This is a genomic window from Paenibacillus soyae, assembly GCF_024623455.1.
GTDB lineage: Bacteria > Bacillota > Bacilli > Paenibacillales > Paenibacillaceae > Pristimantibacillus > Pristimantibacillus soyae.
On the sequence record NZ_JANIPJ010000006.1, the window covers coordinates 153,347 to 166,192 of the forward strand.

The window sequence follows — 12,846 nt, forward strand, 5'->3', positions numbered from 1 at the left end:
CTATCGTCCTGATAGTATATGAGACGGTTTCGCGAGGGATTGGACAGCTGCCCTTGCCGATAAGGGATAGCCTCCCGGTTCTGTTGCCGAACGTCATGTGTAGATTGAGCTGCCCGCGGCTTTGAACGCGTCCGCTTTCTCCTTCATGCCCGCTTCAATCGCTTCGGCCGTCTCCAGACCGCTCTGCGCCGCATATTCGCGAATGTCCTGCGTTATGCGCATGCTGCAGAACTTCGGCCCGCACATCGAGCAGAAGTGGGCGGATTTGGCGGCTTCGGCCGGCAGCGTCTCGTCGTGGTAGGCCATGGCGCGTTCCGGATCGAGCGATAGATGGAATTGGTCCCGCCAGCGGAATTCGAACCTTGCTTTGGACAAAGCGTCATCCCGCACCTTCGCTCTCGGATGTCCTTTAGCCAAGTCCGCCGCGTGCGCCGCAATCTTGTACGTGATGACCCCTTCCTTCACGTCTTCCTTGTTCGGCAGTCCCAGATGCTCCTTTGGCGTGACGTAGCAAAGCATAGCCGTGCCGAACCAGCCGATCATCGCCGCGCCGATCGCGGATGTAATATGGTCGTAGCCGGGCGCGATATCCGTCGTCAGCGGCCCCAGCGTGTAGAACGGGGCTTCGTCGCAAACGGCAAGCTGACGGGTCATGTTCTCCTGGATGAGATGCATCGGCACGTGTCCGGGACCTTCAATCATGACCTGCACGTCATGCTTCCACGCGAGCTTCGTCAGCTCTCCAAGCGTATCCAGCTCCGCGAATTGCGCCTCGTCGTTCGCGTCCGCGATCGAGCCCGGGCGAAGTCCGTCGCCGAGCGAGAAGGCAACGTCGTACCGCTTCATGATCTCGCATATGTCTTCGAAATGCGTGTACAGAAAGTTCTCCTTGTGATGCGCCAGGCACCATGCCGCCATGATCGAGCCGCCCCTCGACACGATACCCGTCACGCGCTTCGCCGTGAGCGGAATATAGCGCAGAAGCACCCCCGCATGTATCGTAAAATAATCGACGCCCTGCTCCGCCTGTTCGATCAGCGTGTCGCGGAACACCTCCCAGCTTAGATCCTCGGCTTTGCCGTTCACCTTCTCGAGCGCCTGATAGATCGGCACCGTTCCGACCGGCACCGGGGAATTCCGGACGATCCACTCCCTTGTCGTGTGGATGTTCTTCCCGGTGGACAAGTCCATGATCGTATCGGCGCCCCAGCGCGTCGCCCACGTCATCTTCTCGACCTCCTCCTCGATCGAAGAAGCGACGGCGGAGTTACCGATGTTGGCGTTAATCTTCACGTGGAAGGCCCTGCCGATGATCATCGGCTCGCTCTCGGGATGATTGATGTTCGCCGGAATAATCGCTCTGCCTCTTGCCACCTCGTCCCGGACGAATTCCGGAGACATCCCTTCCCGGATCGCGATGAACTCCATCTCCGGCGTTATGGTCCCTCGACGAGCGTAATGGAGCTGCGTCACGTTCCGTCCTTCTTTTGCCCTCAGCGGTCTGTTCGATAGGCTCGGGAATATTTCGGCACCCTTCTCCCTCGCCCTCTCCTCCGACGCGAAGCCGTTATCCTCGGGCTTCACCTCCCGTCCTTCATACGCCTCGACGTCCCCGCGGGCCCGTATCCACCGCTCTCTTCGCTTGGGCAACCCGGCTCTTACATCCGCTATGTAGTCCGGATCCGTATAAGGACCGCTGGCATCGTAGACCCTCACCGGCTCGTTCGCCAGCTCTTCTCCATCTCTCCCTTGGCTCTTGGCGAGCGCGATCTCCCTCATCGGCACTTGGATCGAAGCGTCCGATCCTTGGACATAGACCTTCCTGCTCCCCGGCAATGGCGTCGTCAACATAACAAAAAAACCTCCTAAATGGAATTGGAATTCCACCTGGAGGCATACGCAGATCGATAAGAAAGTTTGTTCGGCGCTGCAGCTTGTGCTCATCCCATTCGCTCGTACGTAGATAGGCAGCAAAATTTTAAACATTGCTGCAAAATACGGCGAATCGGCGCGTGTCGCATGGCGCGCGATTGGTTCGGCTTGGCCGCGGCGAAGCCGATTATCCCACTTTCCTACGCTGGCATGACCCAGATCAGGTTCAAAGGGACCAAAGCAAATGCTTTATCTCAGCCTTTCGGCGCCCCTAGTGGATTTCCTTTATCGACTATACTGTTCTACGGAAATAATTGTCAACCTTTTTTTACAACTTAATCTTCTGCTGGAACAGTCCCGCCTGCCGCGCCGCCATGTAAATAATGACGATCAGCGGACCGATGAAGACGCCGATGACGCCGACCAGCTTGAAGCCCACGTATAAGCTGATAAGCGCGGACAACGCGCCGATGCCGACCGAATCGCCGAGTATTTTCGGCTCCACGATTCTGCGGAACACCGTAATGAACAGGAACAGAATGATCAGGCCGATACCCGTGAACAGGTCGCCTGTCAGGATCAGGTAAGAAGCCCACGGCACAAGCACCGAGCCGGTACCGAGAATCGGCATAATATCGACGACGATAATCAGCAGCGCAATCGCCATCGGGTACTTGATGTCCAGAATGAGCAAGCCCGCGAGCGAGATGACGTAGGTCATCGCGCTCAGAATAATTTGCGACCGCAGAAAGCCGAAAATCGACTTGCGGAGGTTGTTCAGCATCTGGTCAACCTGCGATCTGGACGATTCGTCGAACAACGAAAGCACGGAAGCCTTCATCGTGTTCAGACTGAAGCTGAACATATACACCGCGACGAGGAACACGATCAGGAATATAAATACGCCGGGCAGCGTGGAGGCAAACGAAACGACGGAGGTCGACAGCTTGCCGACCATCGTCGTGATCGTGCCGGTCAGCTTAAGCAGATAGCCTTCAAGCGTCTCGATCGCGTCCGGCGGGAGGTTCTGGTACAAGCCGCGCGCGTCAACCAGCAGCTGGTCGACGATTTCATTCGCGTTCTCGAAATATTGCGGAACCTTCTGCAGAAACGCGATCAGCTCCGCCACGATCTTGATGCCGAGAAGCACGATTAATCCGATAAGCAGGACGGTGAACAAGGTGCTGGAGATAACGGCCGCGACCAACCGGTTAAGCTTGAACCGTTTCATCAGAAACCCGTTCAGCGGCTCCAGGAATATGGCGACCACAAGGGCTAACAGGAACGGCGCTCCGACCGTGAAGCTTAAATAAATCAATAACAAACCGACGGCAATCATGACGACCGTGCGTATGGACATGCGGTTTCCCTCCCCTCCCAGATTTTATTCAAGCTTCGCGCTGCGCATGAGGAAATTCTCGTCTTTGTAATACATGTCTTTGACAAGCAGATTCGGGCCGCAGCAGGATGCCGCCGGGCAATGGCAGTTGACGCCTTGCGCGAGCGGATGGTCCAGCCAGCGGTTGAACAGCTCGTCGAGGCCCGACTCCGCGATATTGCCGAAAGCCGGCACGTCCGAGAAGTCCGTAACGAACACGTCGCCCGTGAACAGATTAACGTTCAGGCGGTTGCGTCCGTCCGGATCGTTCCGCACCGTGACGTTGCTCTCTCTCGCGAGCCTTCCAAGCAGCGCGCGCTCCTCCGCGTCATCGCTGCAATGATAGAACGGGAGCGTGCCGAATAGCATCCAAACGTCCTTGTCGCGATTGTCGAGCAGCTTCTCTACCGCGCCGCGCATTTGTTCCTTGGTAATGACGGGCAAATCCTTGGCGAAGGAGCTCGGATACATCGGATGCACCTCGTGCCGCCGGCAGCCCATCTCTACGATCAGGCGATGAATCTCGTCAATCTTGTCGTACGTCCGGTAATTGATCATCGATTCCGCCGACACGAGAACGCCTGCTTCGCTTAAGCGGCGCGCGTTGTCGATCATCCGGTCATATAGCTTGGATGCGGCTTCAAGCGATACGCTGTGTCCAGACTTGGCGAATCCGATCGCATGGAAGTCTTCCGCGCTCGTATAATTGAACGAGATATGCATGACGTCAAGATAAGGCGCCAGCTGCTCGTACCTCGAGTACGGCAGCGTCACGTTCGAATTGATCTGCGAGCGGATTCCCCTGCTTCTCGCATACTGGAGCAGCGGAACCATATAGTCGCTCACCGTCCGGCCGGAGAACGTCGGCTCGCCGCCGGTAATGCTGATTGTCTCCAAGTGCTCGACCTCGTCGAGTCTCCGCAGCATGTCCGCCAGCGGAATTTTGTCCGGCTCGGCCAGCACCAGAGAATCGCCGACGGCGCAATGCTCGCATCTCATATTGCATAAATTCGTAACGGTCATCTCGACGCTGGTCAGCCTGTGTCTTCCATATTGACGAAGCGAACGGATGGGGTCCCATGGGTCGTTGGTAGGCGATAAGGGGGACAAAGCGGGATGAAAGCTATGATTCCTTGTATCTAGTACGTTCATTGTTCAACACCTGACTTCATAATCTCGTAATGCTATAGTTATTTTCATTGTAATGTCCGTGGCGGCAGGAAGCAAATAAAGCTAATAAAGCGCTGCAAAGAAAAAAAGAGCCGTAAGGCCCTATAGACTGGAAACGAGCGGCGGTTCCGCGGACTCCTCTTCGTTCACGCCGACGATCATAGCCGTTAGCTGCGTGGACAAGTCGATCTCGTATGGCGATTTCAACGCTTCTCCCGCTTCGTTGTACAAGACTCGGACGGTAGGACGATGCGGATAAGTGTTATTCAAGCTGGAGACGATGCCTCTCTCCCCGGTCTGCAGTCTGACGTTGATGCCGATAGGATAGATCGCCACCTTGTCCCGGAACAGCTGGAGCATGCGCTGCTCGTACAACGTGCCCGTTCCCGCATACAATCGTTCCGCGGCTTCGTGCGGAAGCATCGGAGCGCGGTATACCCGGTTCGTGGTCATCGCGTCGTAGGAATCGACAAGACCGATCCACTTGGCGTAGTCATGGATTTCGTTTCCTTTGATCCCTCTCGGATAGCCGCTGCCGTCCAGCCGTTCATGATGCTGGAACGCGCAATGCGCAACGAGGAGCGGCATGTTCGGCTCGTCCTTGAGCAGCTCGTAGCCAAGCTGGGGATGCCGTTTCATCTGCTCGAACTCTTCTCTCGAGAGCGCGCCGGGCTTCTGCAGCACCTGCATGGAGATTTGGGTTTTGCCAACGTCGTGCAGCAGCGCGCCCATGCCAAGCGTCATCACTTCATCGCGGGAATAGCCGTTCGACATGCCGAGCAAGGTTGTGTATACGCAGACGTTCAAGGAATGCTGGAACAAATAATGATCGACGGTTCCCATGTTCATCAGCATGATCATGGCGTCTTTATGGTTGGACAGCTCATCGATGATATTATTCATCATCATGCGAAATGGCTGCGCGATAAACGGATACGTAACGCCCTTCTTCATCTTCGGGCGCTCCATCATCTCGAGAAAGTTCGTACGGATTTCCTTGATCGCCATCCGGAACGTTTCCTCGCTGATGATCGACGGCGCTTGGACATCCTCCGTGCGGATATCCTCTATGTAAACATATTGCACGCCGCATTGCTCAAGTCTGGCGATCAGCCGGTTCGTCAGCTCCATGCCTTGGCCGAGAAGAACGATGCCGTCAGCGGAAAATATTTTTTTGGCAAGCTTCATGCCGGGTTCGCAGTGCGAAATGGGCAGCAAACGCATTTTCGGTCCATCCCCTTCAAGACTTTCTATACCTTATACATCGGAGCAAACCGTATATATTGTTAATTTACGTGAAAATGCGCTTGACTGCAACCATTTTTACCTATAATTCGACAGTTTACGTCAAGTTAACTGGATATTTTATCCGCTTATGTCGAATGATCCACCCAATGAAGCCGGTGACAAGCCGTTATGGCTTCTTCCATCGTCAGCTCGTAGCCGATAACGTCGCGAATGAATTCGGGCAAATAATAGCGGTAGCTCTCTCCGTCCGCCAGCGATACGTAACCGACACGGAAGCTGAACATATCTATAGAACCGACCGCGTAGATGCGGTCTTCCTGCAGCGGTTCCCCGTTTACGAGCGCGCTAACGATTTTGTTCATGGGCTCGCGGCGGTCGTCGTAGCGGACAGTCATGCCATCGAGCGCCAGCGTGCCCAGCACCTCGCCCCGGAACCCGTAGCCTTTGATCGGCTTCGCAACAAATTCCTCAAGCAGGGCTTCCTCGAGCGCCCTTCGTACATGCCTTCCGGCGATCATAATCAGGCACGGATTAATCGGAGACGGACATAACGCATGGAGCTCCCCGGCAGTCACCTCGCCCCCGGCCAGACCGCCTAGCAATTGTCCCGTGTTGACCAATCCGATTTCGGCGCCGGTCCATCTCCGCAGTCCTCTGGCAAGCAAATTGGCAAACGGGGATTCCGCGTCGGTCCTCGCGGGGAGTGGTTCCCTTAGATCGGCGATGACCCGGCTGAGCGCCTGCCTTGCCGATTCCTTATAAGCGCGGATGACGGCTTCCGCTTCCGGCTGCTCCGGATAGGCATTCGTCGGAACGCAGGACGCGCGGAACAGCGGTCTCCCCGTCTCCGAATCCCATCCGATCTCGACCCGTCCGAGATAATCGCCGAACTTGCCAGCCGCGCAAATCGTGGTCATGCCGATGCGTAAGGGCTCTTCCAGCAGATGATGCGTATGGCCGCCAACGATCAGGTCGATGCCCTCGATTTCCTGCGCCATCTCCTGGTCCAGCTTAATGCCGAGATGCGACATGACGACAATAACGTCGCACCGGCCGCGAATCGCGGCTACTTGCTCGCGTATGGCTTCCAGCGGATCCGTAGTGGTCCAGCCCAGCAAAGCGTAAAATTCGGCGTAATTCGCTGTAGCCCCGATTAAGCCGATCGTCAGACCGTTCTTCTCGATGAAGGCGTGGGGGAGCATCCACTCGGGCCGTTCGCCCGTGGAGCTGACGCTCATGTTCGCGCAGACGACCGCGAGTCCGGCAGCGTCGCCGTACAGCTGCTCCAGCATGTCCGCCGAGCAGGTAAGACCCTCGTTATTGCCGAGCGTAACCGCTTCGTAACCCGCCTCTCGCAGCAGCTCGAGATTGACCTTGCCTCCGCTGCCTTCCGACTCCATCCGCATCCGGTCCATATGATCGCCGCAGTCGATGGCCAGGACCCGATCCGCTCCCCATTGCCTGCGTTCCTCGGCGATCATCGCGGATATGCGGGCCGCGTTCTCGAGCCGGCTGTGTATGTCGTTGCTATGCAGAAGCACGACTTGCGTTTGCATCGTTTTCGGCATATCCTGCGCGCCTCCTAAGTCGTTCCAAGCCTCGCTTTATCCTCCGATTTGGGACATGCGCCTGTCCGTGGGAACATGCGACAACGCGCCGTCTGCCAGCTTGGCCGCCATCTCGTGATTTTCCGGCTTAATATCCATCGCCTTGGCGAACATCCTTCTGAGCGCGTCGGAATCGCCAAGGGCGCTTTTTACGTTCAGCTCGTCTACCCAATACAAGCACGGCTTCAAATTGCCGTCCGCGGTCAGGCGGAGCCTGTTGCAATTTTTGCAGAAGTGGTCGCTGATCGGGTGAATGAGCCCGAACGATCCGACGCCCCCCGCGAATTCGAAGTCCTCGGAAGGACCGTTGCCCTTCACCTGATCCCGCCTAGCGACCTGATAGCCCTGCTCCTCCGCGATCTCCAGCACGCGGGACAATGGCAAATACATCTTGCGCCAGTTGTCGTCCGCATGCCCGATCGGCATATATTCGATAAACCGCACGTGCAGAGGCTGCTCGTAAGCCATTTTTAGGAACGCCGCGATTTCGTCTTCGTTAATGCCTTTGAGCAGTACGCAGTTCAGCTTAATCGGATTGAAGCCTGCTTTGGCAGCGGCCTCGATGCCCTCCATTACCCGGCGGAGCTCGCTCCTTCTCGCGATAAAAGCGAATCTGGCGGGATCCAGCGTATCCAAGCTGATATTGACGCGGTTAAGTCCCGCCGCCTTTAAAGCATCCGCCTGCTTCGCCAGGAACACCCCGTTCGTCGTCAGCGATATGTCGTCGATGCCGGGAATGTCGGCAAGTCTCGCGATTAATCGATCCAGGTTCGGCCTAACGAGCGGCTCTCCCCCGGTTATTCTAAGCTTCTTGATGCCCAGCCCGGCGCCCGCCTCCACGACCTCCACGATCTGGTCGTAGGTTAGAAGATTGGACGATTCCGTGAAGGCCACCCCTTCCTCCGGCATGCAGTATACGCAGCGCAAATTGCAGCGGTCCGTCACGGATATTCTCAAATAATTATGAACGCGTCCAAATCGGTCGGTCAACGCTTCCATGCTCCCGCCCCCTCTCTAGTACCTCTAAGCATAACATTTTTTCGCCGATTATGGTATTCTAGAGACACGATTACGTCATAACGATGAAAGGTTACATGACATGACATACGAGTGGAAAATCAAACTATTTGCGGGATTGCAGGAGCGGCTCGGCCGCAGCGAACTCATTCTTCATTCCGACCGCGATAACTTGACCGTTCGCGAGCTCAAGGAGATGCTTGCTAAGGAATACCCGGACCATGCTTCGCTAATAGCGATCTCGTTCGCGGCGCGCAACCACGCATACGCGGCAGACCAGATGCAGCTTAGCGCAAGGGACGAGCTGGCGCTGCTGCCTCCCGTGTCGGGCGGCGAAGAGGAACCGGCCGATGGCGGGGAGAACGACGGCTTCTACGTCATTACCTCCGAGCCTATCGCCACGGACGACGTACTGCGCAAGGTGATCGTTAAGGAGCACGGCGCGTCCCTCGCCTTTGTCGGAACGACCCGGGAGTGGACCGAGGGGCAGCGTACGGTTCATCTCGAGTACGAAGCGTACGAGCCGATGGCGGTTGCCATGATGAAGCAGATCGGCGACGAAATCGCGGAGCGTTGGCCCGGAGCCCTGTGCGCGATCAGCCACCGGATTGGCGTCGTTGGGCTCGCCGAGACCAGCGTGGTCATCGCGGTATCGGCCCCGCACCGGGAGAGCTGCTACGACGCCAGCCGCTATGCGATCGAACGCCTTAAACAGATCGTGCCCATCTGGAAGAAAGAAATATGGGCGGACGGGTCCGAATGGAAAGGCCATCAGAAGGGGCCATGGGACCCTACGGCCGTGCTTAACGAATAAAGCGGGAGGAGCCGGAATCATGCATCCACATACAGAGAGCAACGCGGAGGACAGATACTCCCGCCAAATCCGCTTCGCGCGCATCGGCCGGCAGGGCCAAGCCATGCTGCAGGACAGCCGCGTCGCCATCGTCGGCATGGGCGCGCTCGGCTCCGTCCTCGGCCAGCATCTGGTGCGGGCAGGCATTGGCTGCGTCCGGTTGATCGACCGCGACGTCATCGAGTGGAGCAACCTGCAGCGCCAGATGCTGTATACAGAGCAGGACGCGATGGAGCTGCTGCCCAAGGCCGAGGCCGCGGCGCGCCGTCTGCGCGCGATAAACAGCACGGTTAAGATCGAGCCCTATACGGCCGATTTGACGCCCGCGAACGCGGAGGAGCTGCTTGACGGCGCGCAGCTCATTCTGGACGGGTCGGACAATTTCACGGTCCGCTCCTTAATCAATGATTACAGCGTGAAGCACGGCGTTCCTTGGGTTTACGGAGGCGCAGTCGGCGCGTCCGGCATGACGATGACGTTTCGCCCCGGCGTTACGGCCTGTTACCGCTGCCTGTTCCCGGATTCCCCTGCCCCCGGAACGACCGATACATGCGAGACGGCCGGCGTCATATCCCCCATTATCGATATTATTGCCTCCATACAAGCCGCAGAAGCGATAAAACTATTATCCGGCAACGAAGCCGCCCTCCACGGCACCTTGTTCCAGGTTGACCTGTGGAACCATTCCTGGCTGCCGATCGACATGAGCCACGCAAAGCGCGCGGACTGCCCGGCTTGCGTCAGGCGTCAACTCCATTACTTGGAGCAGCATACCGCGGAGACGGTCGCCGTTGCCTTGTGCGGGCGCGAGTCTGTCCATCTGACGCCCGGCACCCAGGCCGAGCTGGATTTATCCTTGCTATCCGGCAAGCTGTCAGCGGCGGGCAGCGTGACAGCTAACGCCTTTCTGCTCAAAGTAGCCATGCCCGGAGAAATGACGTTCGTCCTATTCCGAGACGGGAGGGCTATCGTGCAAGGGACCGAGGATCTTGCAAAAGCAAGGTCGATTTATGCCGAATTATTAGGTGTTTAGCCGCATTTCGGCATCCCTCATATTGCCATTTTCAGAATTGATTGTTACTATAAAGGAATGAATCTTGCTACTATTCTCTCAAAAGTTAGTAGAAGAATGCACAATCCCAATTTCTGAGGTGTCTCTATGCGCATTCATGTAACCGATATAATTGATGGAGACCAATTGAGCGGCGATGTCTTTAACGACTACGGACTCCATGTACTGTCCAAAGGAACTAAGCTCTATAAATCCGAGATCTCGCGATTGCTGCAGCATCATATCGATTTTGTAGACATTATGGAACGGTCGCAGCCGTCATCCGAAGAAGAGCCTTCTATTGCCGGGCGCACGCTGGAATCGACGGTGAATCCGAAGTGGCTGCCTAAGGTGCAGCCGATTTACGAGAACGCTGTCAAAAGCTTCGAGAAGTTTTTTAGCGCGGCGTTAGAGACCGGCAAGGTGGACGATGCCGAGGTAACGAACGTGCTCCAGCCGCTTCTCAATAACCTGCAGCTCGAACGGGACGTCGTGTCGATGCTGCTGCTCTTGAATACGCAAGATGACTATACGTACCAGCATTCCGTTCAAGTCGGAATGTTATCCTATTATTTGGCGACCTGGCTCGGCTATTCGAATAACGAAGCAGCCAAGATCGGCAAAGCCGGCTTCCTTCACGACATCGGCAAGTGCCGCATCGAAGATGCCATCCTGAACAAGCCCGGCAAGCTAACCCCAGAGGAATATGAAGAGGTCAAACGTCACACCGAATATGGACATGAGATCATTCTACGTTCGTTCGAAGATTCCTCTCTTGCTTTAGGGGCGCTCCAGCATCATGAGCGCGTGGACGGAACGGGATATCCGGGCAAGCTAAGCGGAGATGAAATCCATCCGATCTCCAAGATTATCGCCGTCGTCGACATATACAGCGCGATGATCTCGGCGCGCGTCTATCAGAAGGAGCGCGATTTGCTGTATGTGCTCAGGGAGCTGCACCGTCTCAGCTTCAAAGAGCTGGATCCCGTTACGACGCATACATTCATCAAGCATATGATCCCGAACTTTATCGGGAAGCACGTGCAGCTTAGCAACGGGGATATCGGCGTCATCGTCATGACGCATCCGACGGAATTTTTCCGTCCGCTCATCCAGATTAGCGAGGCGTTTATCGATCTGACCGTCGAACGCGACTACGAAATTACGCATGTGTATATGTAATGAATGATAGATCATCATAAAAAATGCCCTGTTCGCCTACTTGGTAGGTCGAACAGGGCATTTTGGTTTAACCGATGGAGCCTTCCATCTCGAATTTGATCAGTCGGTTCATCTCGACCGCATACTCCATTGGGAGTTCTTTGGTGAACGGCTCGATGAAGCCCATGACGATCATTTGCGTTGCTTCGTCTTCCGTCAAGCCGCGGCTCATCAGGTAGAACAGCTGATCCTCGGAAACCTTCGAAACCGTCGCTTCGTGCTCGAGGGTAATGTTATCGTTCAAAATTTCGTTATACGGAATCGTATCCGAAGTCGATTCGTTATCCAAGATCAACGTATCGCATTTGATGTTCGATTTCGCGCCGTCGGAGTTGCGTCCGAACGAGGCCAGACCGCGGTACGTCACTTTTCCGCCGTGCTTGGAGATCGATTTGGATACGATTGTCGAGCTTGTGTCAGGCGCCAGATGCGTCATCTTCGCCCCGGCGTCTTGGTGCTGGCCTTTGCCCGCAACGGCGATGGACAATACCATGCCTTTTGCGCCGCGGCCGCGCAGCACGACTGCCGGATATTTCATCGTCAGCTTGGAGCCGATGTTGCCGTCAATCCATTCCATTTGCGCGTTCTCATCCGCAACGGCACGTTTCGTCACCAGGTTGTAGATGTTCGGCGCCCAGTTCTGGATCGTTGTATAACGAACGCGGGAATCCTTCTTGCAGAGAATCTCGACAACCGCGCTGTGCAGCGAGTTCGTGCTGTAGATCGGGGCCGTACAGCCTTCTACGTAATGCACGGAGCTGCCTTCGTCCGCGATGATCAGCGTACGCTCGAATTGGCCCATATTTTCGGAGTTGATCCGGAAATAAGCTTGCAACGGGATTTCGCACTGAACGCCTTTCGGTACGTAGATAAAGCTTCCGCCCGACCATACCGCGCTGTTCAGAGCCGCGAACTTATTGTCGTTCGGAGGAATAATCGTGCCGAAATATTCTTTCATTAGCTCCGGATATTCGCGAAGCGCCGTATCCGTGTCGGTGAAGATAACGCCTTGCTTCTCCAGGTCCTCTTGCATGCTGTGGTAGACAACCTCGGATTCGTATTGCGCCGATACGCCCGCAAGGAACTTCTGTTCCGCTTCCGGAATACCCAGCTTGTCGAACGTTTCCTTAATTTCCTGAGGAACTTCTTCCCACGTTTTGCCTTGCTTCTCGGATGGCTTCACGTAATACTGGATATCGTCGAAATCCAGATCGTCCAAGTCGCCGCCCCAGCGCGGCATTGGCATCTTGTTGAATTGCTCCAGCGATTTCAGACGGAATTCCAGCATCCACTCCGGCTCGTTCTTCATCTCGGAGATCGTGCGGACGATTTCCGGCGTAAGACCTTTACCCGATTGGAAGATCGCCTTATGTTCGTCGCGGAAGCCATACTTGTATTCTTCCATTTCCGGCATTGATTTTGCCATGGT

General features: G+C 55.9%; 10 protein-coding genes and 1 riboswitch. Of the genes, 3 read left to right on the forward strand and 7 right to left on the reverse strand.

Going from position 1 to position 12,846, the window contains the following annotated elements:
* Window positions 1-93: 93 nt before the first annotated feature.
* The 6 genes from thiC to moaA form a co-directional block, all read right to left on the reverse strand.
* Window positions 94-1,851 carry a phosphomethylpyrimidine synthase ThiC gene (thiC, locus tag NQZ67_RS10690; protein WP_257445314.1) on the reverse strand — a complete coding sequence of 586 codons (1,758 nt, stop codon included), beginning with the start codon at window positions 1,849-1,851 and terminating at the stop codon, window positions 94-96.
* Window positions 1,852-2,052: 201 nt separating this feature from the next.
* A riboswitch (TPP riboswitch) is annotated at window positions 2,053-2,155 on the reverse strand.
* Between the two features lie 45 nt (window positions 2,156-2,200).
* On the reverse strand, window positions 2,201-3,232 hold the full coding sequence (gene ytvI / locus NQZ67_RS10695; protein WP_257445315.1) for a sporulation integral membrane protein YtvI: 1,032 nt from the start codon (window positions 3,230-3,232) through the stop codon (window positions 2,201-2,203).
* 24 nt (window positions 3,233-3,256) lie between these two features.
* Window positions 3,257-4,402, reverse strand: coding sequence for a radical SAM/CxCxxxxC motif protein YfkAB (gene yfkAB / locus NQZ67_RS10700; RefSeq protein WP_257445317.1), 1,146 nt, complete (start codon window positions 4,400-4,402; stop codon window positions 3,257-3,259).
* A gap of 120 nt (window positions 4,403-4,522) precedes the next feature.
* Complete coding sequence (locus NQZ67_RS10705) at window positions 4,523-5,644, reverse strand: HD-GYP domain-containing protein (RefSeq protein ID WP_257445318.1); 1,122 nt, start codon at window positions 5,642-5,644, stop codon at window positions 4,523-4,525.
* Between the two features lie 149 nt (window positions 5,645-5,793).
* Window positions 5,794-7,236 (reverse strand): bifunctional metallophosphatase/5'-nucleotidase, encoded by a 1,443-nt coding sequence (locus NQZ67_RS10710; protein ID WP_257445319.1) that lies wholly within the window; start codon window positions 7,234-7,236, stop codon window positions 5,794-5,796.
* Window positions 7,237-7,272: 36 nt separating this feature from the next.
* The gene (gene moaA / locus NQZ67_RS10715) at window positions 7,273-8,274 is read right to left on the reverse strand and encodes a GTP 3',8-cyclase MoaA (protein WP_257445320.1); all 1,002 of its coding nucleotides are present in this window, start codon (window positions 8,272-8,274) and stop codon (window positions 7,273-7,275) included.
* A 100-nt stretch (window positions 8,275-8,374) separates the two neighbouring features.
* Here moaA and NQZ67_RS10720 point away from each other — a divergent pair, with 100 nt between their 5' ends.
* The 3 genes from NQZ67_RS10720 to NQZ67_RS10730 all read left to right on the forward strand — a co-directional run bounded on the left by NQZ67_RS10720 (window position 8,375) and on the right by NQZ67_RS10730 (window position 11,378).
* Window positions 8,375-9,106, forward strand: a complete 732-nt coding sequence (locus tag NQZ67_RS10720; RefSeq protein ID WP_257445321.1) for a molybdenum cofactor biosynthesis protein — start codon at window positions 8,375-8,377, stop codon at window positions 9,104-9,106.
* A 19-nt stretch (window positions 9,107-9,125) separates the two neighbouring features.
* Complete coding sequence (locus tag NQZ67_RS10725; protein ID WP_257445323.1) at window positions 9,126-10,178, forward strand: ThiF family adenylyltransferase; 1,053 nt, start codon at window positions 9,126-9,128, stop codon at window positions 10,176-10,178.
* 126 nt (window positions 10,179-10,304) lie between these two features.
* Window positions 10,305-11,378, forward strand: a complete 1,074-nt coding sequence (locus tag NQZ67_RS10730; protein WP_257445324.1) for an HD-GYP domain-containing protein — start codon at window positions 10,305-10,307, stop codon at window positions 11,376-11,378.
* A gap of 67 nt (window positions 11,379-11,445) precedes the next feature.
* Here NQZ67_RS10730 and sufB read toward each other — a convergent pair whose 3' ends face one another.
* A complete protein-coding gene (gene sufB, locus NQZ67_RS10735; RefSeq protein ID WP_257445325.1) occupies window positions 11,446-12,843 on the reverse strand; it encodes a Fe-S cluster assembly protein SufB in 1,398 nt (465 codons plus the stop codon).
* Window positions 12,844-12,846 lie beyond the last annotated feature (3 nt).

Bases quoted from the DNA above. Each gene is read 5' to 3' on its own strand.
- moaA (WP_257445320.1), bottom strand. From the start codon at position 8,274: ATGGAAGCGTTGACCGACCGATTTGGACGCGTTCATAATTATTTGAGA.
- thiC (WP_257445314.1), bottom strand. From the start codon at position 1,851: ATGTTGACGACGCCATTGCCGGGGAGCAGGAAGGTCTATGTCCAAGGA.
- NQZ67_RS10720 (WP_257445321.1), top strand. From the start codon at position 8,375: ATGACATACGAGTGGAAAATCAAACTATTTGCGGGATTGCAGGAGCGG.
- NQZ67_RS10705 (WP_257445318.1), bottom strand. From the start codon at position 5,644: ATGCGTTTGCTGCCCATTTCGCACTGCGAACCCGGCATGAAGCTTGCC.
- NQZ67_RS10725 (WP_257445323.1), top strand. From the start codon at position 9,126: ATGCATCCACATACAGAGAGCAACGCGGAGGACAGATACTCCCGCCAA.
- yfkAB (WP_257445317.1), bottom strand. From the start codon at position 4,402: ATGAACGTACTAGATACAAGGAATCATAGCTTTCATCCCGCTTTGTCC.
- NQZ67_RS10730 (WP_257445324.1), top strand. From the start codon at position 10,305: ATGCGCATTCATGTAACCGATATAATTGATGGAGACCAATTGAGCGGC.
- ytvI (WP_257445315.1), bottom strand. From the start codon at position 3,232: ATGTCCATACGCACGGTCGTCATGATTGCCGTCGGTTTGTTATTGATT.
- sufB (WP_257445325.1), bottom strand. From the start codon at position 12,843: ATGGCAAAATCAATGCCGGAAATGGAAGAATACAAGTATGGCTTCCGC.
- NQZ67_RS10710 (WP_257445319.1), bottom strand. From the start codon at position 7,236: ATGCCGAAAACGATGCAAACGCAAGTCGTGCTTCTGCATAGCAACGAC.